The sequence below is a fragment of the Ochrobactrum sp. MYb379 genome (assembly GCF_037479515.1).
Taxonomy (GTDB): Bacteria; Pseudomonadota; Alphaproteobacteria; order Rhizobiales; family Rhizobiaceae; genus Brucella.
The window spans coordinates 88,489-110,165 of the sequence record NZ_JBBGYW010000004.1; the positions used below are offsets into that span (position 1 = coordinate 88,489).

Genomic DNA, 21,677 nt, shown 5'->3' on the forward strand with positions numbered 1-21,677 from the left:
AACGGAAAACGGGAGGCCTTAGTTTCGGCTCGCGCAAAAAAACTTTCGGAATTTGTCTGCACGAAGTGAAACTCTTTCGGGTCGGCTGTCGTAACTGGGATCGTTAGGTCACGAAAAAAACGCCGAGGTATCCGGATTTGATGGGACATCACGCTCGAAACGCAGGCAACAGACGTTTGAATATAGCAATTATTGGCAGTGGAATTTCGGGGCTGTCGGCGGCGTGGTTGCTCTCACAGTCGCATGACGTGACCGTTTTCGAGGCGTCAGACCGGATCGGTGGCCACAGCAACACAGTTGAGTTCGAAAGCGCGACCGGCCCGGTTGCCGTCGATACCGGCTTTATCGTCTACAACGAGATCACATATCCCAACCTGACCGCCCTGTTTCACGCCCTCCATGTACCGACGGCGGCGTCGAACATGTCATTCGCGGTCTCGCTGAATGACGGGGCCTTTGAGTATGCCGGCGGCACGGGCTTCGGTCTTCTCGCCCAGAAATCCAATCTCACCAATCCGCGTTTCTGGTCGATGATGCGCGACCTCCTGCGTTTCTACAGGACTGCGCCGCGCGACCTGGCGATCATGGGCGACATGTCGCTCGACGACTATTTGAATCGCAACGGCTACGGTCGCGCGTTTCGCGACGATCACCTCTATCCGATGGCGGCGGCGATCTGGTCGACCCCGGCGATGCAGGTCGGCGCCTATCCCGCAGCCCATTTTGTAAAATTCTGCTACAATCATGGCCTGCTCGAACTGTGGAACCGTCCGGTCTGGCGAACGGTAAAGGGTGGTAGCCGCGAATATGTGGCGCGGATGACTTGCCGCTTTGCTGACAAAATTCGGCTTTCGACAACGGTAAAGTCTATCCGCAGGACTGAGGGACGGGTGGAACTGAGCGACACGCATGGTCGGAGCCACGTGTTCGACGATGTCGTGATCGCGACTCATGCCGATCAGGCGCTCCGCATACTTCCCGATGCGAGTGATGACGAGCGGCGCGTGCTCGGCTCCTTCCGATATACGCGCAACGAGGCAGTGCTGCATGGCGATACCGCGCTGATGCCGAAACGCCATGCCGCATGGTCGAGCTGGAACTACGTGGCCGATAACAGGTGCGGCGCATGCGACGAGCCGGTCCAGCCGTCAATCACCTACTGGATGAACAAGCTGCAGCCACTCGGCACGGCGCCACCGACATTTGTCACGCTCAACCCGCAACGTGCGCCGCGTGAGGAAACCGTGATTAGCCGTGAAATCTACGAGCATCCGGTCTTCAATCTCGCCATGGACAGGGCGCAACAGGAGATCTGGTCGCTCCAAGGCGTGCGCAATACATGGTTCTGTGGTGCGCATTTCGGCTCGGGCTTCCACGAGGACGGCATTCAGGCGGGGCTGGCCGTCGCCGAAGATCTCGGCGGTCTGCGCCGGCCCTGGCAGGTCGCACAGGAAAGCGCCCGGATCGTTCGCAAACCGCTCGTGAGACCTCTTAATCTGCCGGTCGGACTGGAGGTGACGGTATGAGCGCCACACTTCAATCTGCTCTTGTCCCCGGTCATGTGACGCATTCGCGGCCGAGGCCTAAGGAGCAAAAGCTCGCTTATCGATTCTATTCGCTGCTGATCGATATCGACGAACTTGAGATCCTCGATCGCCGGCTGCGATTGTTTTCGGTCGAACGCTTCAACCTCTTTTCGTTCTTTGTCAAAGATCGTGGCGATCGTTCCGGCGACGAGATCGTCCAGCGTTGCGACAAGGGATTCTACGTATCGCCCTTCATGGACATTAACCTTCGCTACACGTTCCGTGTCTCAGCCCCGAAGGGTAGGCTGACAATTCGCAACGAATCCTACGACCGCGAGGGCCTAGTGCTTAAGGCCGCGCACCTGGCGAAGCGGACGGAACTTACCAACGCTGCTCTTTTGCGGGCATTCTTCGCTATCCCCTTGCTGACGCTGCGTGTCGTCGGTGGCATTCACTGGGACGCTCTCGAGATCTGGCTGAAGGGTGTTCGCCTGAGGACGCGCTCACATCCTCCCGAAGATCCGGTTTCCCATGTCCGCAAATCGGAGGGCGACAGTGAAACATCATTCAGGAAGGCAGGATTGCATGAGCCATCTTGACGATTTCCCGGGGATCCCGATGGGTCTGACTTCGGAGACCGAAGATCTCGGTTTTGGCGGCCGGCTGATGAAACGCCTGATTGGACGCCTTCGTCATGGGCGTCTGAAGGTCATATTGCCAACTGGTGCCGTGGTGGAGGCGGGCGGATCTGAGCCCGGACCGGACGCTGTCATCGTGTTGCGCCGTTGGCGGATGCTGCGTCGTGTGCTGACGGCCGGCGATATTGGCTTCGCCGAAGGGTTTTTGCAGGAAGACTGGACGACGCCCGACCTGACGGCCGTCATCCGGCTAGCGGCTTTAAACGGCGAATCGTTAGCGTTGGCTATCGACGGAAACGGCTTCATGCGGCTGATGAACCGCATTGGCCATCTTCTGAATGCCAATTCGAAGCGCGGCAGCCGCCGTAATATCGAAGCGCATTACGACTTGGGCAATGATTTCTACAAGGAGTGGCTCGACTCTTCCATGCTCTATTCCTCCGCGATCTTCGACAAGACGACGCCGACACTGGAGGCGGCGCAGCGCAATAGGCTCGACCGCATCCGCGAAAAGCTTGCGCTGTCAGGCGGTGAACGCGTGCTGGAAATCGGCTGCGGCTGGGGCACTTTGGCCGCCGACCTCGCCGCCAATTCCCAGGCCGATGTAGTCGGCATCACGTTGTCGCCCTCGCAACTCGCCTGGGCGAAAGACGTCGTCAAAAAGGCTGGAAAATCTGATCAGGTCGATCTGCGTCTTCAGGACTATCGCGACACCGACGGCCAATTCGACCGCATCGTCTCGATTGAGATGTTCGAGGCGGTGGGCGAGGCCTATTGGCCAAGCTATTTCGAGACCCTGAAGCGCTGCATGAAACCGGATGGCCGTGCCGTCCTCCAGATCATATCCATCGAGGAGCGACGTTTCGAAAGCTATCGCGGCAGCATCGACTTTATCCAAAAATACGTCTTTCCCGGCGGCTTCCTGCCGTCCGACAAGGCGCTCGAGGCCGCGGTGAGTGCCGCCGAACTGAAGCTCGTCACGATCGAACATTTCGGGAAGTCCTATGCGCGAACGCTGCGAGAATGGCGGGCGCGGTTTCATGCACGCTGGCCGGTGATTGCCGCACTCGGTTTCGACGAGCGATTCAAGCGGCTCTGGCACTACTACCTCTGTTACTGCGAGGCAGGGTTTGAGGACGGTAGCATAGATGTCGGCCTCTACACGATCCAGCATTCGTAACTCACTGCGAAAAGGAGACGCCAACATGATGAAGATGATGGTAGCCACGACGGTTGCGTCACTCACGGCCCTTTCGGCTGTAGCCCAAGCCGCCGACATCGAAGGCCAGTGGGCGAGAGGCGATGGAAATGCAAAGGTTCGCATTGCGTCCTGCGGATCGAACATCTGCGCCACAAACACTTGGATCAAGCCAGGTACGCCAAAAGAAAAGAAGGGCGACAAGCTGGTCATGAACATCAAACGGGGCGCCGATGGCGTCTACTCTGGCACGGCCTTCGATCCGCAGCGCGACATGAGCTACAAGCTGACGGTGGCGGTGAAAAGAGACAAGATGACCACGACAGGGTGCATCGTGGCCGGACTTCTGTGCAAGGGCATCGATTGGACCCGGATCAACTGATTGTGGAGGACCGAGCCGTGAAGGAGGTTGGCGTGAAGCGTATTTTTGTTTCCTATAAAGTGACGCACATAGTCTTCGTAGCGATCGACTTTACCTGGTTGAGCACAATGGCAGGCAGTCTCTATCAGGTGGTCATGGGCAATATGCTGATTACGGATTTCAGGCTGGCGCCGGCCATCGCCTTTTATCTTCTTAATGTCATTGGACTGACGTTTCTGGCCGTCACGCCCCGATTGGAAAAAGGCTCGCCGCCATGGGCTGAATTCCGTGGAGCGGTTCTTGGCTTTACGGCCTATGCGACATATGACCTGACCAATCAGGCGACGCTCAAGAAACGGTCTACGATGCTGACCATCGCCGATCTCGTCTGGGGAACGATCCTCTCCGCAGCGGCCGCCGCAACGGGTTGCTTGATTGCGATCCGCATTTTTGGATGCGGCGAGAGTCCAATATCGGGAACATCCAGATGATCGATGGTCGTCGCCTTTCGAATACATCGCTCGACAGCGATCGGCCGGCGCCGACATTTATTGCCACCGCCTCCTTGCCTTTTAAATTCGGTGAGCTTTATAAAAGGTCGGCGGCGAGGTATTCCCGAATGCAAACTAATGACATCGCAGATTTGATCAATCGGGTTGCCATCGGAGATCGAGCCGCATTTGCGTCTCTCTATCAGGCCACCAGTCCGAGACTATTTGCGATCTGTCTTCGAATCCTCAGACATCGGCCTGACGCGGAAGAAGCGCTTCAGGAAGTCTATGTCAAGGTATGGCAACGGGCGAAGACCTTTGCTACAGGTTCTGGGTCACCATCCACCTGGCTTTCGGCGATTGCCCGCAATCACGCCATCGATATGATCCGTACCCGTAAACCGGTCACCAATGATATTGACGAGGCTTACGATCTAGCCGACGAGACGATCTCCACGCCTGAACAGCATATGGTGCTGGCTGATGAAGGCCGCCGCATCGAAAACTGCATGCGCGAACTGGATGCCATCCATGCCGGCGCCGTGAGGCGAGCTTATGTCGAAGGGTTGAGCTATCTCGAATTGGCCGACGACCTGAATGTTCCCCTAAACACGGTTAGAACTTGGTTGCGCCGCAGCCTGTTGAAGCTCAGGGAGTGCATGCAGCGATGACATCGGTCGATCACATCGAAGACGGCGGACGGGCACTGGACGAAGTCATTGCGGGCGAATATGTGCTGGGTGTCCTGTCGGCAGAAGCGCGCCAACGTGTGGAGCAGCGGATGAAGAGCGACCGGCATTTCTCGCTGCTTGTCGAACGCTGGCAGTCGGACCTCTCCTCGTTCGATGAGGATTATCAGCAGGCGACGCCAGGAGCGGCTGTGTTCTCGCAGATCGAAGGCCGGCTGTTCGGCGCACCGCCATCGCCCGCCGCGTCCGGGATATGGAACGCCGCAGGCTTCTGGCGCTGGGTCTCGCTCGGCACGTCGGCCGTGGCGGTCGCGGCATTGGTCTACGCATCCGGCGTGTTCCAGCCGTCCACGCCGCGGGCTCCGGTCGTGGCGCAGCTTTCAGCTCCTGACAATCCGGTCAATCTGCTTGCCTCGTTCGATGCGTCCAGTGGTCGCTTGAGGATCGTTCCGGTCGCGGCCGGTGCGCGAGAAAAATCACTGCAGCTCTGGTTCGTGCCGGGTAGCGGTAATCCGCAGTCGCTTGGCGTCTTCGAGCCGAATGCCGACGGCGAGTTGCTGATTCCGGCCGATCTGCGACAGACAATTGGCGCCGGTGCTACGCTCGCTGTCAGTCTCGAACCCTTCGGAGGGTCGCTCACCGGGCTTCCCACAGGTCCAATTGTCGCCAGCGGCACAGCGCGGCAGCTCTAGGATATGCTGATACGAAGACTTTGCCTGTTTGCGGCGCTCCTAATGACTGGTTCCTTCGGGTTCTTTGCTTCTTTCGCAGTTGCTGCTCCAATAACGGAAAAACAGCCCGTTCGTATCGATGTAGGGGGCTTCAAGCTCAATAGCGTATTTCTTGCAGCGGGCAGGGAAGCGGACCTCCCGCCAATCGTCTTTATTCATGGCGCGAGCGCCAGTCTCTACGACCCGATGTTTTCCTTTCGCACGAAGCTGGAGGGGCGGGCGAAGCTGCTCTTCGTTGATCGCCCGGGTCACGGCAAATCCGACATCGGCGGCGAGCAAAATGTTTTGCCCGATGGCCAAGCGGACGCTATTGCGGTGCTGATGAAGAAGCGTGGCATCACGCGCGCGATCATCGTCGGGCATTCCTTCGGAGGGGCGATTGCCGCATCCTTTGCGGTTCGTTATCCGAATATGGTTTCTGGTCTCGTTTTCCTGTCCCCTGCGGTCTATCCGTGGAATGGCGGGATTTCCTGGTACTACGAGGCTGCCAGCGCCCCGGTGACAGGCGCTTTGTTCAGCACCCTGATCGCGCCACCAATCGGCGTTTTGGCGATTGATAGCGCGACCAAAGGTGTCTTCGCGCCGAACCCGGTTCCGCCAGGCTATCTCGAACAGACCAGAGCAAGGCAGGCGCTGCGGCCGTTGGCGTTTCGGCATAATGCAAGAGAGGTTGCCGCTTTGAGCTCCTGGGCCAAAACGGCGTCGGCAAACTACCGCAAAATCGAAGCACCAACGGTGATCATAACAGGTGACACGGACGAGATCGTGTCACCGGAGATCCACTCCCGGCATCTTGCCCGAGATATTCGCGACGCACGCCTGATCGTCGTCCACAATCTCGGACACAAGTCGGATTTCGTGGCCAGCGACTTGGCAATCGCAGCGATCGAAACTGTTGCTGGTCGAAAGGCTAATCTGATTGGCGTGAAGCGGGATGTCGAGCGGCGGATCGCGAATGATGGCAAAGATTGATGTATGGCAGCGGCGGTGCCGTTGGGTATTGTCCGCGTTCTATGGCCTCGCGGGTATTCTGCATATCGTCCTACCCAAACCCTTTCTCGTCATTACACCTGCCTGGGTTCCCGAGCCGGAGACTGTCATTTTCCTGACAGGCCTGTGTGAGATCGCTGGCGCGGTCGGACTTCTGGTGCCGCAGTTGCGCAAAGCTGCAGCTATTGGCCTGGCGCTCTATAGCGTCTGCGTATTCCCCGCCAATATCAAGCATGCAATCGACGGGCTGGGGGCCGCGACTGCCTCACCGTGGCAATGGCTCTATCATCTGGTCCGTCTGCCTTTGCAACCTTCTCTGGTATTGGTGGCTCTGTTTGCTGGAAACCTTTTCGTCTGGCCATTCCGGCGAGCCAAGACATAGTTTCGCGATCGTCAGAAGAAAATTCGCAAATATTTATTGCCTCGGCTGAAACTCTTTTTCTCACGTGCTCGTCTCTTGTTGTGTCACCCAAAGGGGACGGCCTGGGAGGCGCGAGCCCGCGCCGGGGCGTTTAGAGGAAGAGGAAACCATCATGTTCAAGTCCGCACTTCGCGCCGTTGCAGTTGCAGCGCTCGTATCCGGCACGGCAGCCGGCGCCTATGCCGCCAATCCGGAAGTCGGCGGTGCCGCCATGTACGAAAACAAGAACATCATTGAAAACGCGATGAACTCCAAGGACCACACGACGCTCGTCGCCGCTGTGAAGGCCGCTGGCCTTGTCGAAACGCTTCAGGGCAAAGGCCCGTTCACCGTCTTCGCGCCAACAAATGAAGCCTTCGATGCACTGCCGAAAGGCACCGTCGACACCCTCCTCAAGCCGGAAAACAAGGCACAGCTCGTCAAGGTCCTCACATGCCACGTAGTTGCCGCCGATGCCATGTCCAAGACCATCGAGAAGATGATCAAGGACGACAAGGGTACCCATGACGTGAAGACCGTGGGGGGCTGCATCCTGAAAGCTAAGGAAAGCATGGGCAAGATCACGCTGACCGACGAAATGGGCGGCGTCGCCCATGTCACGATCGCTGACGTCAAGCAGTCAAACGGCGTCATCCATGTCGTCGACAAGGTGCTTCTGCCGAAGATGTAATCTGGAGGCTATTACAACATGCAAAGGGCCGGCGATCATAAGGGTGCCGGCCTTTATTACGAGCATTGAGGCGGTTCAAAGTCTCGGCAATGCGATGAAACTGACAGTCCCCCTTCAGAGGCCACATCAAGCGGCTGGCCGGCGAATCCGATTTCGGGGAGATCCAGAGCCGGAATGATCGCCGAAGAGCCTGATGCTTCTCCATCGTCGTAAAACAGGTCTTTCAGCTGTCCCCCTTCGCATGATAGCCACTCAGGATCGAAGTCGGTATGTCCGCGATCTGACCGACTGCGTGCGCAATGTCGCCGACCGTTGCGGCCACCGTATCGGTTATCTCGCCAGACACTCCCGGCGGGCCGGCAACAATATCGTTGACAGAATGGGCGGCGAACATAATCGGCGCGGCCGCGCGATTGAGAAGATCGATCACATCAGAACCATCGAGAACATTGGAGACCTGCCGATTGATGTCCCCAGCAAGATGCTGGACGGGCTCTGTCATCTGCTAAAGGACCGTCGCGATTGAAGAGACTGCGGAGACCGGTGCCAACTGCGCCTTCACTTCGTCGACGATACTCGTGGCGGTCTGGACGATCGTTTGCGCCAACTCCTGAACATAGATCGGCGTCATGTTGCCATTGGCTGAGACATCGAGGACAGTCGAGATACGTGCGCGATCAATGGCTGCCCGATTGTCAGGGTAGCGCCAGTCATCGGTGCTGCCTCGGAAATATCATGCGACCGAGGCGCACGTGTCGGTTCCGGTGGATGGGCGACGGTAGAGAGGCTTTACCACTTGGGCATGCGAATATTGTGGGCCATCGCCGAAATGGCTTGAAGTGACGCATCAAGCTGCGCAGTCGTGTCGTAGCGACCATGACCGCCATCGTCCAACAGAGGCGTTTTGAAGTCGCTTGGTTTTTGCGTGACCATAGTCACCTGATCTGCCGTCGCTTAAAACACACCGTAGGCGGCCACCCCGATCGTGGTGGCAATGCCTGAGAGCTTCGCGGTCTTGGCAAGGCCGAATCCGGAAGTTGCTGCAGGCATTGTTCCTGTGACGATATCACTGCGTTCGCGCGCCGGTCGGTTGATTGCTTTACCGCTCATGCCTGTCTCCTCTTTTGCCGGGTCTATCGCTCGCCGAATGCGCCGACTGGGGGGTGCGGATAATAACTTGGACTGATTGTACGTCACAATGCCAAGATTGATTCGATATTCGATTGGGCTTCGTGCGCCAGGTGATATCTTGATCCGCTTTCCCCGCCTCATCGACTTCATTGAAAACGAGTTTTTTGTCTCGTGCGAATCCGTACTGACCTGGCGCCCAACGGAGGTCATTGAGATGGATTGCAGGGTAATTCAGGATGCCGCTGATCTCTCTTGCTAGCCACGTCTTGCCTGTGCCGCCGTTACCGAAAATGAGTATCCGCTGGAGATGGTCCATCAGCATGCTCCCTATCTACCGACAGCACTTGCGAATAAAGCATAAAAGGTCATGAACATTAAGCGGGCACTGATATAGGGGTTGGAGCTAGATTAGTTCCAATTTGTACGCTAACGAAATTCTTTCTAATTATCAGTAGTATGTCCTCAATCGCACGTTTTCGGACAAGTATAAAACACATTTGCGAAAATATAGATTTGTATATTTGAACAACAGCAATTTTTGTTACGTCGGTTTGGAACAATGCAAGTTCCATCTTTGTTCGTCCTTAGCGTACGAATTGGAACTAAATTTGTTCCGACCCCAGCCTGAAAGCTGCTTAATGAGGCCCGGGCCCCGGCTTTCAATATTTGCTTCAGCCCAACCTGTTACCTATGCTCCCTCGACAGCCAATCCATTGCTTGAAGCATTTGATGACCCCATCACCAATTTATCAGGGGTTGAGTAGAATTTGCCATGTAGTCGACAGTCTGTTCTGACATCGAAGTTATCCAACTTCATCAGGCGTTCAATTTCATCGGGGTTGCAGGCACCAGAGTCGAGATTACATACGATCGAAGGGACTTTCACTTCTTATCAAGGCCGAGTTTATCGATTGCCCCACTTTCACTTTATTACCTTGTGTTGAAATCACGCTCATGAAGCATGCTGAGTCCGAAAACGTCTTGCCTTCTCAACAGTCACAACCCGAAGTAAATGGCCTTACTTTTCAACGTCTGCCCAAAAGCGTTCACACTGAACATCACCCGACGGTTTCCAGAAACTCTCCAATATTCATCAGCCATTCCTGCTGATCGGTATGATAGGTGGTATGGATGCTTTTTGGCAGAACAAGTTGCAGCGATTGCGCCTGCATTTCACTGGTCTGGGTTCTGGAGATTGACGGCTCAAGCGTCAGGAGATGTTTTTCTGAAATCCTGTTTGCTTCAGCCAGCACCTGTCGCCAGCGGTCTTTACAGGTTGTCTTGACTGCCAGCATGCGGAGGTTTTCTGCGGGGAATGCGGGATTGGCATAGGACGCTTCGTCGGGAAACAGAAAATCCGCTGCATTGCGTTTTTCAGTGGTTGCTTCACGTTTGTAGGCAACCTTGCGTGCCTTCAGAACTGCTTCCACGTGATGAGCAAATGCATAGCCGGCGCGTGACTTGCGCCGGTTCTGAACACTCAATGAAAACGACAGAAAGCCATCAACGTCCGCATCACCATTTTGCAGGAAGCCTGCTTTCAGCCGCTCGGCCACGACAACACGCTCCATGTGGCGGAAGAGCGCTTCCTCATGCTCCATCCATGCGGTGAGCGCATTGTCAGGATCTGCAAGCGGATCGACATCTTTGAGCGTTTTGCGGGCGAACTCTGAAAACTTAGCTGTTCCGGGAAAGATGTTGCCAAATCGGGTAATCAGCAGACTGAGCGCATCGGGTTCGGGTTCTTCCGTTTCAATGCCGAGCTCATCCAGAATAAACTTTGCGGCAAGATCGATGTCACGACCGCCATCATTGCTGATATCCTGCTGTGAGAGTTTAAAATCGGTGGTGAGCTGCAATCCGAACAGCCACAACAGCTTTTGTTCGATCGAGCTTCCTGCCGGACACAGGATTGCAAGGACTTTGCGCTCCGCTGTCATGCAGAGGAAGAGTGTATCGCCAGCTTTTGCGCGGTAGACGATACTTTCTGCGGCTGCCGGGTAAAAGAGACGATATTCCGGCGAGCGATGCTTTTGTCTCTTACGGCTGTTGTACCACGTGCCGGTCAGTTCCAGTCGCAGTGGTTCGTCCTGTTCGTCATCCATCCAGATATAGGTGAGGGGGATTTTTTCTTTCTCAATCGGCGTGCCGACAAAGGCCCGGAAAATATCAACACCCTGAAACTCGTGCCCGTTGGAGATAGCCGGATCAACTTCGGTACCGCGAAGAACCTTTGCACCAGCACCGATAAAATATCCCGATAAATAACCCCGTCCAGCCACGTTCAGTCCGCCCCAATTTGCCGTCTAAATCTCTACGCCGCGAATCTGTAATTCTCTGTCGTCAGTCAAAAGCCACTGGCCAAGAGTGTCAATCACTTCCCCGGCGGATCTGCGGGTCTTTCCCTTCAGCGCGCATTCCCAGATGAGCGCAATCCGCCAACCGGCATTTCTCAGTTCTGTCAGATTGCGCTCATCACGGGCAACATTGCCACCAATCTTTTCACGCCAGAACGCTTCGCGTGTGGCAGGCCAGTGAAACAGATGGCAATCATGCCCATGCCAGAAACATCCATTGATGAATACGACTGCGCGATATTTTGCCAGCACAAGATCTGGCTTGCCGGGAAGTTTTTTTCCATGCAGGCGGTAGCGGAACCCGCTGGCATGCAATCCTTTGCGGATGATCAGTTCCGGCTTTGTGTTGGTGGCGCGTATCGCAGCCATGTTGCGGCTGCGCGTCGCTTTATCATGAACGTCAGCCAACCTTACGTGCCGGTATTCTGCTTTGCGCAATCAGATCCAGAATATAGGGCTGCATAATCCGTGCAACTTCGGCAAAGACCGGAACAGCGACCGAATTGCCGAACTGCTTATAGGCCTGTGTGTCAGACACAGGTATACGGAAATCATCATCATATCCCATAAGCCGCGCACATTCACGCGGTGTCAGGCGGCGCGGGCTTTTGCCTTCACCACGGCTGATGAGGATTTCTGATCCGTCCTTATAGTAGCGGGCTGAAAGCGTGCGTGCGATGTTTTCAGGGCCAACAAGACCAAAACCAAAGCCATTGCCCTTCGCTTTGTGTTTGGCAGCGTAGTCCTGCAGATATTGCCAGAGTTTGTCTGTGAGGATATATTTTTTATTGACCTCAGCAGAGGCGCCCATTGTGAACTCCCCTTCCGGCTTTTCGCTGCCATCTTCCGGATGTAAAATTGAATTAAGACGCTTTGCGCCATAGGCAGGCAGTTCAAGCGCATCAAAGCTGAAATCGACCGGTGTGCGGAAGCCGACAATGACAATGCGCTCTCTGTGCTGTGGCACAAAATGACCTGCATCAATCACGCAGGTGTGGATTGAATAGCCAAGCTCTTCTTCGAGCTTACGCCGGATTACACTGAATGTCCGGCCCTTATCGTGGCTCTTCAGGTTCTTCACGTTCTCCAGAAGAAATGCTGACGGACGATGATGCTTGAGAATACGCAATACATCAAAAAAGAGCGTGCCCTGTGTCTCATCATCGAACCCATGTGCGCGGCCCAGAGCATTTTTCTTAGAAACGCCGGCAATCGAGAAGGGCTGGCATGGAAAGCCTGCTACCAGCACATCATGGTCAGGCACCTCATCAGCTGACACTTCCCGTATATCGCCAGCAATTGGCCGGTTATCACGGTAATTGGCGTGATAGGTCTTCTGAGCGTATTTATCCCATTCGGATGTGAATACACAGCGCCCGCCCGCACTTTCCATCGCGCGCCGCAATCCGCCAATACCTGCGAAGAGATCGATGAAGGTGAACGAACTATCGACCGATGGCTGACGACGTTTTTCCGCTTCACTGCGTAAAACATTCACAACCGCTTTTCGTGGGGTTTCCTCGCCGCGTCTCCAGCGGTAGATATGCCCCTCGGAATAGCCGAGAATCTCTGCAGCGTCTGCAACTGACAGCCCGGATTGCTGAAGAAGACTGTCGAATTCGGTTTGCATGTTCGTGCTCCGCTGAGGCTATTCCCTGGGAATATTTCTGACATGAAGTCAGCAAATCACCCGCATTATGCGAACATAAAGAAAACTTTCTCTTAATGCCATCATCTGTATTGAGAAACTGTGTGGATAGCCACGCAGGGCGGAGGACCGCATTTCGATGCCCCTGCTCAGGCGCGTACAGGGCCATTTGTCGATTGAGGCAATACATCATCCATTCTGTAGGAGAGCTGCCAGGTCAACCCACAGCGTACCGAGTGCGTGGTCATAAGCAATGAGTTTTGCGGATTCCTCACCTATTTAAGCATGACCAACGTAGGTATTGCCTTTTCATTCCAGCGAACCACAAATTTTTTAATAGAACGGCAGTCGAATAAACCAGCTTGCGGTTTTGCCGTAACATGATAAAAACCGCTCGAGGAATGAGCGACTTCGCTCATAAGGGTAGAGTTTTGCGTCAGGTAAATCATTGATTTGCAATGATTGTGATTTTCTTGAAGCAGGAGGAGCAACCAGTGAACGATTCTGATCGTCACAATTTGATATCTGGATATCTGAAAGATCGCCCCTTTGTGAGTGTGCGCGAACTTCAGGATGCTTTGCATGTTTCGTCAGCAACGATTAGACGCGATATTGATAAGCTGCATCGGCTGGGCAAATTACGTAAAGTCTATGGCGGTGCGACAGCCAATGAAGCAAGTGGAACCGGCTTCGAAGCCTTCTCCCTCGGCTTCTCTGAAAACCGCGATATTGCTGTCAGAGCTAAAAAAGCAATTGCCCGTGAAGCGGCGCGACTCGTCGTCGATGGCAGCCGCATTATTGTTCACGGCGGATCAACATGTTTTGCATTTGGTTGTGAGATTGCGCGCCGTAACGTATTTGTCTTCACGCAATCTATGCCGCTTGCATCTTATCTTTATGAAAATGGAACCTGCCAGTTGCAGGTCGGCGGCGGCGAATTCCATAAAGATCCCGGTATTCTTTATTCGCCGGATGCCGGACAGGCCACGTTCTTCGCAGCGCAATTCTTTGTTGGCGCGCTCGGTGTTTCTCCGTTGGGGGCACTGGAACAGAATCCCTTGCTTATCCATCAGTCGGCTTATCTGAGCCGTAATGCGACTGAAGTGATCCTGCTTGCAGACAGCCGCAAGTTTGAAATCGATACGCTACCCGTAGCCATTCCTGCAGCCAACATTACCCGCATCATTACGGATGATGGTCTCACAGACCGCCATGCAAAAGTGCTGGATGACTACGGGATCAATTACACAATTGCCTCTTCAGACAATGACAATGAGTGAGAAGCCAATGCAACAAGTCGCTCAGCTTACAGCCGTTCATGATGCATCTGCGCCGCAAAGCGGTTCGACTGTTCTGGAAATGCGTAATATTTCCAAAACTTTTGGTGCAGTGAAGGCTCTTCGGGATGTTAATCTCGATGTGCGGGCAGGCGAAGTTCATGCGCTTATGGGTGAAAACGGCGCCGGAAAATCTACCTTGATGAAGGTATTATCCGGTGCCTATAAAGCTGATCCCGGCGGAACAATTCTGATTAATGGACTTCCGCGTCAGGAGGCGAAAGGTGAGGTGGCGGTTATCTACCAAGAGCTCTCGCTAGCGCCCAATCTGACCGTTGGCGAGAACATGTTTCTTGGCCGCGAAATCTCCAGTGCAGGCATTGTAAACCGGCGCGCCAGCCTTGAGCGTGCGCAGATCATTCTTGACCGACTGAATGTGCGGTTCAATTCGCGCACGAAAGTCAGCGAGCTTTCGCTCGGCGAGCGACAAATGGTGGAAATTGCCCGCGCGCTAACCACCAACGCGCGTCTTATCGTGATGGATGAGCCAACCACATCGTTGTCATCGCGTGAAACCGAGCGTCTATTTGATGTCATCGCACAGTTGAAGTCCGAAGGCATTGCAATCATTTATATCAGTCACCGCATGGAAGAAATCTATGCCTTGTCTGATCGGTGTTCGGTGCTGCGTGATGGCGTTTATGTCGGCACCCTTGAACGTGATGAAATCGATGCGCCAAAGCTCATTTCGATGATGGTCGGTCGCGACATCGCCACTTTCTATAAAAAAGCCCATAGCGAGGTTGACCGCTCCGGCGAGCCGGTACTGAGGGTCGAGAACCTTTCCGACAATCGCATGGTTAAGGGCATCAGCTTTGATCTATATCGTGGCGAAGTTCTGGGCGTAGCAGGCCTTGTCGGATCGGGCCGTACCGAAATGGCTCGTCTGATTTTCGGGGCTGATCCTAAGAAATCCGGTCACATTACGCTGAACGGACGCGTTGTCGATATGGCAAGCCCGCGTCAGGCGCTGGACGCAGGCATTGCCTATCTTACGGAAGATCGTAAAAAACTTGGCCTTTTCCTGGATATGTCGATTTCTGAGAATGTGAATATCGGGGTTGTTGCAAAAGATGCTCGTCCCGGAGGTCTTCTGAATTTTGCACGTGCGGCACAGCGCGCTGCTGAAGCGATCACGAAGCTGGGTGTAAAAACACCTTCTGCAAACAAAAACGTCGGGGGACTTTCTGGCGGTAATCAGCAGAAGGTGCTGATTGCGCGTCTGCTTGAGACCGGGCCGGACGTTGTCATCCTTGACGAACCAACCCGTGGTGTGGATGTCGGTGCGAAGTCCGAAATTTACAAGCTTATAGATAATCTTGCGGCGTCCGGCGTGAGCGTCATTCTGATTTCATCCGAACTTGCAGAAATTATCGGTACATCTGATCGCGTCATGGTCATGCATGAAGGTGTCATAACCGGCGAGATTACCGCGACGGCGGAGGAGCCGATTACTCAGGAAAAGATAATGGCTCTATCCACGGGATCAGGGTCCAAAACAAAGGCTTGAAACGCCAGTAGTTATCGGAAGTAACTCTGCAAAAAACAGTCAGATGAGCGATCGCTGTAAATTCGGCCTGAGTTTCACCCGCTCGAATGCAATAGGAAAGACCTTCAAATGAGCAGTTCAACCCCTAACGCCGCCGCCCAGAAAGCAAATGTCCGAGCCATGGTGAGCATTCTTGGTATGCTGCCGGTTCTGATCTTGCTTGCCATCGGTTTTGAGTTCATGAGCGGCCGCTTCATGAGCGTCAACAATCTTTCGATTGTGTTGCAGCAGGCGTCAATCAACACAGTTCTGGCTGCGGGCATGACATTTGTTATCCTCACCGGTGGTATTGACCTTTCGGTGGGGTCAATTCTTGCTGTTTCGGCAATGACCGCGATGATTTTGTCGCTTTTTCCCGATCTTGGCTGGCTCGGTGTGCCCGGTGCGCTTGCCATGGGGCTTTGCTGGGGACTGATCAACGGTGCACTTATTGCTTTCCTCCGGTTGCCGCCTTTCATTGTGACTTTGGGAACACTTACCGCTGCGCGCGGTGTGGCGCGTCTGCTTGGACAAGATACAACTGTCTTTAACGCTGAGCTGGCCTTTGAGTTTTTAGGTAACGGCAAAATTCTCGGCATGCCAATGCTTGCGATCATCGCGCTGGCAGTTGTTGTTCTGTCGTGGTTCATTCTGCGCCGTACCGTGCTTGGCACATGGATTTATGCGACCGGCGGCAACCCGGATGCTGCGCGCCTAACAGGCATCAGGGTTTCGTTGGTTCTGCTGTTCGTTTACGGAATTTCGGGCCTCTATGCCGGCCTTGGTGGCGTTATGTCGGCAGCACGTCTCTATGCAGCCAATGGTCTGCAGCTGGGTACGTCTTACGAGCTTGACGCTATTGCAGCGGTCATTCTTGGCGGCACCTCGTTTGTTGGCGGTGTCGGCTCTATCTGGGGAACGCTCATTGGTGCGCTGATCATCGCTGTACTCTCAAACGGTCTTATCCTCGTCGGTGTGTCTGACATCTGGCAGTACATCATCAAGGGTCTCGTCATCATCGCCGCCGTGGCGCTTGATCGGCTTCGCCTGCAAGGCGGCGCCCGCACGTAAGTGCAGGAACTACGCTTAAACTATCACCCGCTATCCATAAAAACTCCGAGGAGGAGGAAACATGAAATTCGCAAAACTTATCGCCTGCGCAAGTGTACTGTGCATGACAGCTTCGACTGTCAGTGCAAAGGATCTGGAAAGCATCGGCATTTCCGTTGGTCTTCTTGGCAATCCTTTCTTCGTAGCTGCCATCAAGGGCATCGAAGCGGAAGCGCGTAAGGTTAATCCAGACGTGAAGATCACTTCCGTTTCGGCAGACTATGAGCTGAACAAGCAGAGCTCGCAGATCGACAGCTTCATCGCAGCTGGCGTTGATATGATCATGCTTAATGCAGTCGATCAGAACGCAATCGCTCCAGCTGTGAAGCGCGCTAAGGATGCGGGTGTTGTTGTGGCGTCTTTCGACGTTTCCGCACCGGGTTCTGACATCACTGTCATGACTGACAATGTGGCGGCTGGTCAGAAGGCCTGCCAGTACATCGTCGATCAGCTTAACGGCAAGGGCGATGTGATCATCATCAACGGCCCTGGTTCTTCTTCGCTTCAGGATCGTTATAAGGGCTGTAAGGCTGTGTTTGAAGCCAATGAAGGTATCAACATCCTGTCCGAAGACCAGAACGGTGGCGCATCGCGCGATGGTGGTCTGAACACGGCTCAGTCGCTGCTCACGCGCTTCAACAAGGTCGATGGCATCTTTGCTCTTAACGACCCGATGGCACAGGGTGCTGATCTTGCTGCGCGCCAGCAGGGTCGTTCGGAATTCATCATCACCGGTGTTGATGGTGCTCCAGATACCGAAGTTGCGCTCAAGAATGAATCGAGCCTGATCCGTGCAACGTCCTCGCAGGATCCATACAGCATGGCCGGTCAGGCTTTCCGCATGGGCTACGAATTCTTCAAGGGCAACAAGCCTGAGAAGGATACTGTCCTGATCGATCCGGTTCTGATCACCCGTGAAAACGTAAAAGACTACACGGGCTGGACTGCACGTTAATCGGGCCTCTGCCCGCAATAATTACCAAAGCGCAAAACCGTTTGCGCTTTGGGTATCTTTATTTCAGGAAATGAACAAATGGCACATACCGCGCTTCGGCAGGCTGTTCTCGAAGCCAATCTTGGCACCGTAGAACATGGCCTCGTACTGTCAACCTTTGGCAATGCAAGCGGCATAGACCGCGACAGCGGCCAGATCGTTATAAAGCCGAGCGGTGTCAACTACGATCATCTAAAGGCCGAAGATTTAGTACTTTGCGACATGACTGGCGCAGTGCTCGACAATAAAATGAAGCCATCATCTGACCTCGCCACGCATGCTGCGCTATATCGGGCTTTTGAAGGCATTGGCGCGGTTATTCATACGCATTCTACTTATGCGACGATTATGGCGCAGGCGCATATGGCCATTCCGCCGCTCGGTACGACCCATGCAGATTATTTTTACGGTACAATTCCCGTCACGCGTCCATTGACTGATGCGGAAATCGAGCGCGACTATGTGCTCGAAACTGGCAATGTCATTATCGAGACATTTGCAGGCACCGATCCGCTAGCTATTCCAGCAGTGCTTGTTGCTGGTCATGGACCCTTCGTTTGGGGTGCAACACCGCATGAAGCTCTCTGGAACGCCATTATTCTTGAAGAAGTAGCCCGTATGGCCTGGCATGTTCTGTCCATCAACCCTGGCGCGAAATCTGTTTCGCAAGCTTTGCTTGATCGCCATTACAAACGCAAACACGGCCCAGCTCGAACTTACGGGCAGTAAGCCGACTAAAGACAAGTTTTTATTCTTTTAAGCAACGGACAGAGAAACTGGCCGTCCTTGATTTTCGGGAGGACTGACGATGGCAATTGTCGCTGGAGTCGATTTCGGTACATTGAGCGTGCGTGTTACTTTGATGGACAGCGACAATGGTTCTGTAGTTGCGGGAGCTAGCGCTGGCTATGAGTTGAAGCGCAGCGCAGCGGCACCATTGATGGGTGCGCAGTCTCATGATGATCATATGGCGGGACTTGCCTCCGCGATGCATGAGGCCCTGCAGAAGGCTGGTATTCCGGGCAGTGACGTTCGGGCACTGGCCATTGATACTACCGGATCGAGTGTCGTCATGGTTGACGATAAACTACGTCCGCTGGCTGATTACTATCTGTGGTGCGATCATCGGGCCCATGAAGAAGCGCGCGAAATCACACGACTGGGACAGGCTGAAGAACTTGAAGCTTTGCGTTGGTGCGGCGGCACTTACTCCCATGAATGGGGCTTTGCCAAGGTACTTCATTTCCTCCGCCACAATCCCGAGAAGCGCGCTGAGTTCTATACGGCACTTGAGCATTGCGACATGGTAGCAGCAACACTGTGCGGCATCACAGAGCGCGATGAACTCCCCCGAAGCCTCTGCGGTGCCGGGCATAAATGGATGTATGGCATCCGCTGGGGTGGATTTCCGCCACAGGCGTTTTTCAGCCGCGTTGACCCACTGTTTGAAGGCATCCTCGACAAAATGGCTGGCCGTTATCTCGCGTCCGATGCTATTGCTGGTTATCTGAGCGAAGAGTGGGCGGGCAAGCTTGGGCTTGCCGCAGGCATCCCCATTCCTGTCGGCGCTCTGGATGCGCACTGGGATGCGATCGGGTCCGGCGGCCAACCCGGTGATGTTGTGAACGTTATCGGTACCTCAACCTGTATTATCTCGATGGGACCGGCCAACTTTGATCCTGTTGAGGGACTATGCGGTGTTGCAGCGGACAGTGTGGTGCCTGGCTACGCTGGTATTGAAGCAGGTCAGTCAGCCACAGGCGATGTGTTCAGTGCCATTGCAAAGCGAGCTTCAAGCGATGTTGCAACGCTTGCACAGGGCATTGAAGATTTTGCGCCGTGCCAAACCGGACTGCTGCGGCTGAACTGGGACAATGGCGACCGCACCGTGCTGGTGCGCTCTGATCTGTCAGGCGTGACGCTGGGCTGGGATCTCAATCACGAGGCGCGGGACGAGCTTCATGCTGCCATTGAAGGAATGGCGCTGCATGTGCGTATCATCATTGACCGTATGTGTGAGGGTGGTCTGCAACCCAATCGTATCGTGAATGCGGGTGGTATTCCGCAGAAGAACGATGTTCTTAATCAGATTTATGCCGACGTTCTGAACAAGGAAGTCTATGTGCCGTCTGTTTCACCTGTTGGCACAGGCTCATGCATTTTCGCAGCCGTTGCAGTCGGGTTGCACCCGGACATTCAGACCGCGCAGAAAGCTATGGCACCCGAAGCGCGTGTTTTCTATCCACGAGCTACTCATGTAGCTGGCTATAAAAAGTTATATGAGTTCTACAAAAAGGCCTATTTCGGCTTTGGAGAGGGACAGCCCGTCGATTTTCCAGGATTAATGGCTGAACTCAAAAAATTCCGCGTCAGCAAAGGAGCCTTCTGAAGATCAACAAATTACCCATTGGCACTGATACAGGTGGTAGTTCTGCCAGCACTCAAGGCATTTATCGCCAGCTTGGCAAAATAGGCGTTGTGCAATGGGTTGAAGTTTCGTTTTGCTTGTCAAGGTTTCGCTGACGCCAACTGATGCCAGCCGTGTAAAAATGCGGTACTGACCATTTGCGCTAACCAATTTCAGAACACGCTACGAATGTCAGTTTTTCGTCACAAACCATCTTTATCGCCTGTGATCCAATGCGCGGTTAAGAGGCTGACTTGTTACGATATCTGTTGCTTTTACTAATGTTTCCAACCAACGCGGTCGCAGCTGAAGGCTGTATCAAGGAACCCGAGAAACACTTTTTATTCAAAGGGGATGAAGCTGAGGACGGTAAAACGGGTCTGATATGGAAACGTTGCGCGGTAGGTATGGTTTGGGATTCGGCGAAAAATACCTGCGGTGGCCAACCAGAATCTTTAAATCAACAAACTGCGAAAGAGGCCGCGGCGGTTGCCGGGCAAGGGTGGCGGGTTCCGACGGGAGAGGAGTTGGAAACGCTCCTTGTTTCCTGTTGCGATGGTCCCAGGGTTAACACCGTTGCATTCCCCTCAACCGAGGCATCGAACTTTGGTGAAGGGGCAAAATTCTGGACTTCGACCGAAGCAATGCCCGGTATGTTCTATTACTTCGATTTTTCGAACGGGTGGGTAGATATGCATTCAGCGGGCTATGGCCTTTCGGTCTTGCTGGTGAAAAGCCAATAGAGTTTTATCGCTAACCGTTTGACACTGTTGCCACCGGTTTATTCGGCCCCATCCTTTTGATGTGGTTTTACATGACAGTGATAATGTGGAGATACCAACCCGTTGCACTGCCTCTTCAAGAGAATACGATTGTTTAAAACGAAGCATATCCGCCCGCGCCAATATCTTCTTTGCATGATTGTGGGCGCGATCTGTGCTGCATCTTTGAATATAAAATCTGGCAAAGCTGCCGAACCCACCGATATGACAGCGGAGAAGCTTCTGGATATCTGTACGTCATCCACCGCACAAATTGCAGGTAAGAAGGGTGACGTGCTTGGCTGGCAGAAGATGACAGGCGCCGAAAAAGACGAGTTGCGTGATGCTTTAATCGGCTATAATCCAGATTCAGTCGAAATTGTAGGATGGCAAAACAAAACAATAGGGCTGCCTGATGTTCTATGGTTTGCTACTCGTACACTTCGTCTTAAACTGTGCTCATATTCGAGCCGGAATGCGGCAGGCCTTCTCGACGGTTTATCGAAACACCTCGGAACACCTGAAAGACTCGAAAGGGACAATACCGCAAAAAGCATCACTGCTTCATGGTCAAAAAATTCGCTTGAATACGACTTTTTCCAGGCGCGTTCCTCGGCAATCGTGACGATCGGCTCACAACGCTGAAGGTATGAGCTGTGAGCCGACGCAGCCGGACTTTTCTTTCTGCC

The 21,677-nt window shown here is 54.1% G+C and carries 25 protein-coding genes; 18 read left to right on the forward strand and 7 right to left on the reverse strand.

Translation table 11 applies throughout. The annotated features are described in order from the left end of the window. Nucleotides 1–140 precede the first annotated feature (140 nt). The 10 genes from WH356_RS10385 (at nt 141) to WH356_RS10430 (ending at nt 7,715) form a co-directional block, all read left to right on the forward strand. The gene (locus tag WH356_RS10385) at nt 141–1,526 is read left to right on the forward strand and encodes an NAD(P)/FAD-dependent oxidoreductase (RefSeq protein WP_339510483.1); all 1,386 of its coding nucleotides are present in this window, start codon (nt 141–143) and stop codon (nt 1,524–1,526) included. Then, complete coding sequence (locus tag WH356_RS10390) at nt 1,523–2,125, forward strand: DUF1365 domain-containing protein (RefSeq protein WP_339510485.1); 603 nt, start codon at nt 1,523–1,525, stop codon at nt 2,123–2,125. Before WH356_RS10385 ends, WH356_RS10390 begins: the two co-directional genes overlap by 4 nt. Next, nucleotides 2,112–3,344: a class I SAM-dependent methyltransferase gene (locus tag WH356_RS10395; RefSeq protein ID WP_445253651.1), complete on the forward strand. Its 1,233-nt coding sequence runs from the start codon at nt 2,112–2,114 to the stop codon at nt 3,342–3,344. The genes WH356_RS10390 and WH356_RS10395 overlap by 14 nt, the downstream gene beginning before the upstream one ends. 25 nt (nt 3,345–3,369) lie before the next feature. After that, nucleotides 3,370–3,744 (forward strand): DUF2147 domain-containing protein, encoded by a 375-nt coding sequence (locus tag WH356_RS10400; protein ID WP_339510487.1) that lies wholly within the window; start codon nt 3,370–3,372, stop codon nt 3,742–3,744. Between the two features lie 32 nt (nt 3,745–3,776). Further along, nucleotides 3,777–4,214, forward strand: coding sequence for a DUF2177 family protein (locus WH356_RS10405; RefSeq protein ID WP_339510489.1), 438 nt, complete (start codon nt 3,777–3,779; stop codon nt 4,212–4,214). Nucleotides 4,215–4,342: 128 nt separating this feature from the next. Next, a complete protein-coding gene (locus tag WH356_RS10410; RefSeq protein WP_339511151.1) occupies nt 4,343–4,885 on the forward strand; it encodes a sigma-70 family RNA polymerase sigma factor in 543 nt (180 codons plus the stop codon). Then, on the forward strand, nt 4,882–5,595 hold the full coding sequence (locus WH356_RS10415) for an anti-sigma factor (RefSeq protein WP_339510491.1): 714 nt from the start codon (nt 4,882–4,884) through the stop codon (nt 5,593–5,595). The genes WH356_RS10410 and WH356_RS10415 overlap by 4 nt, the downstream gene beginning before the upstream one ends. 42 nt (nt 5,596–5,637) lie before the next feature. Beyond that, nucleotides 5,638–6,606, forward strand: coding sequence for an alpha/beta fold hydrolase (locus WH356_RS10420; protein WP_339510493.1), 969 nt, complete (start codon nt 5,638–5,640; stop codon nt 6,604–6,606). Then, the gene (locus WH356_RS10425) at nt 6,590–7,006 is read left to right on the forward strand and encodes a DoxX family protein (protein WP_339510495.1); all 417 of its coding nucleotides are present in this window, start codon (nt 6,590–6,592) and stop codon (nt 7,004–7,006) included. Before WH356_RS10420 ends, WH356_RS10425 begins: the two co-directional genes overlap by 17 nt. A gap of 151 nt (nt 7,007–7,157) precedes the next feature. After that, nucleotides 7,158–7,715 carry a fasciclin domain-containing protein gene (locus WH356_RS10430; protein WP_339510497.1) on the forward strand — a complete coding sequence of 186 codons (558 nt, stop codon included), beginning with the start codon at nt 7,158–7,160 and terminating at the stop codon, nt 7,713–7,715. A gap of 223 nt (nt 7,716–7,938) precedes the next feature. Here the strand turns inward: WH356_RS10430 and WH356_RS10435 are convergent, their stop codons facing one another. The 7 genes from WH356_RS10435 to dcm all read right to left on the reverse strand — a co-directional run bounded on the left by WH356_RS10435 (nt 7,939) and on the right by dcm (nt 12,833). After that, on the reverse strand, nt 7,939–8,217 hold the full coding sequence (locus tag WH356_RS10435; protein ID WP_339510499.1) for a hypothetical protein: 279 nt from the start codon (nt 8,215–8,217) through the stop codon (nt 7,939–7,941). A 287-nt stretch (nt 8,218–8,504) separates the two neighbouring features. Continuing rightward, entirely contained in the window at nt 8,505–8,648 is a 144-nt protein-coding gene (locus tag WH356_RS10440; RefSeq protein ID WP_339510501.1) for a hypothetical protein, read from the reverse strand. A 21-nt stretch (nt 8,649–8,669) separates the two neighbouring features. Then, a complete protein-coding gene (locus WH356_RS10445; protein WP_339510503.1) occupies nt 8,670–8,825 on the reverse strand; it encodes a hypothetical protein in 156 nt (51 codons plus the stop codon). After that, nucleotides 8,815–9,162: a hypothetical protein gene (locus WH356_RS10450; RefSeq protein WP_339510505.1), complete on the reverse strand. Its 348-nt coding sequence runs from the start codon at nt 9,160–9,162 to the stop codon at nt 8,815–8,817. The genes WH356_RS10445 and WH356_RS10450 overlap by 11 nt, the downstream gene beginning before the upstream one ends. A 742-nt stretch (nt 9,163–9,904) precedes the next feature. After that, complete coding sequence (locus WH356_RS10455) at nt 9,905–11,128, reverse strand: type II restriction endonuclease (RefSeq protein ID WP_339510507.1); 1,224 nt, start codon at nt 11,126–11,128, stop codon at nt 9,905–9,907. 24 nt (nt 11,129–11,152) lie between these two features. Next, nucleotides 11,153–11,572: a very short patch repair endonuclease gene (locus WH356_RS10460; RefSeq protein ID WP_339510509.1), complete on the reverse strand. Its 420-nt coding sequence runs from the start codon at nt 11,570–11,572 to the stop codon at nt 11,153–11,155. 31 nt (nt 11,573–11,603) lie between these two features. Then, nucleotides 11,604–12,833 carry a DNA (cytosine-5-)-methyltransferase gene (gene dcm / locus WH356_RS10465; protein ID WP_339510511.1) on the reverse strand — a complete coding sequence of 410 codons (1,230 nt, stop codon included), beginning with the start codon at nt 12,831–12,833 and terminating at the stop codon, nt 11,604–11,606. A gap of 512 nt (nt 12,834–13,345) precedes the next feature. On the opposite strand from dcm, the gene WH356_RS10470 reads away from it, so the two are divergent. From WH356_RS10470 to WH356_RS10505, 8 genes are all read left to right on the forward strand, one after another. Further along, nucleotides 13,346–14,131, forward strand: a complete 786-nt coding sequence (locus tag WH356_RS10470; RefSeq protein WP_339510513.1) for a DeoR/GlpR family DNA-binding transcription regulator — start codon at nt 13,346–13,348, stop codon at nt 14,129–14,131. Next, the gene (locus WH356_RS10475; protein WP_445253652.1) at nt 14,124–15,698 is read left to right on the forward strand and encodes a sugar ABC transporter ATP-binding protein; all 1,575 of its coding nucleotides are present in this window, start codon (nt 14,124–14,126) and stop codon (nt 15,696–15,698) included. The genes WH356_RS10470 and WH356_RS10475 overlap by 8 nt, the downstream gene beginning before the upstream one ends. 108 nt (nt 15,699–15,806) lie before the next feature. After that, a complete protein-coding gene (locus WH356_RS10480) occupies nt 15,807–16,787 on the forward strand; it encodes an ABC transporter permease subunit (RefSeq protein ID WP_339510515.1) in 981 nt (326 codons plus the stop codon). Between the two features lie 61 nt (nt 16,788–16,848). Next, complete coding sequence (locus tag WH356_RS10485) at nt 16,849–17,781, forward strand: ABC transporter substrate-binding protein (RefSeq protein WP_339510517.1); 933 nt, start codon at nt 16,849–16,851, stop codon at nt 17,779–17,781. A 78-nt stretch (nt 17,782–17,859) separates the two neighbouring features. Then, nucleotides 17,860–18,549 carry an L-ribulose-5-phosphate 4-epimerase AraD gene (gene araD / locus WH356_RS10490; protein ID WP_339510519.1) on the forward strand — a complete coding sequence of 230 codons (690 nt, stop codon included), beginning with the start codon at nt 17,860–17,862 and terminating at the stop codon, nt 18,547–18,549. Between the two features lie 79 nt (nt 18,550–18,628). After that, nucleotides 18,629–20,209, forward strand: a complete 1,581-nt coding sequence (locus WH356_RS10495) for a ribulokinase (protein ID WP_339510521.1) — start codon at nt 18,629–18,631, stop codon at nt 20,207–20,209. Between the two features lie 272 nt (nt 20,210–20,481). Then, nucleotides 20,482–20,970, forward strand: a complete 489-nt coding sequence (locus tag WH356_RS10500; protein ID WP_339510523.1) for an Lcl C-terminal domain-containing protein — start codon at nt 20,482–20,484, stop codon at nt 20,968–20,970. Nucleotides 20,971–21,099: 129 nt separating this feature from the next. Beyond that, nucleotides 21,100–21,633 carry a hypothetical protein gene (locus WH356_RS10505; RefSeq protein ID WP_339510525.1) on the forward strand — a complete coding sequence of 178 codons (534 nt, stop codon included), beginning with the start codon at nt 21,100–21,102 and terminating at the stop codon, nt 21,631–21,633. Nucleotides 21,634–21,677: the final 44 nt, after the last annotated feature.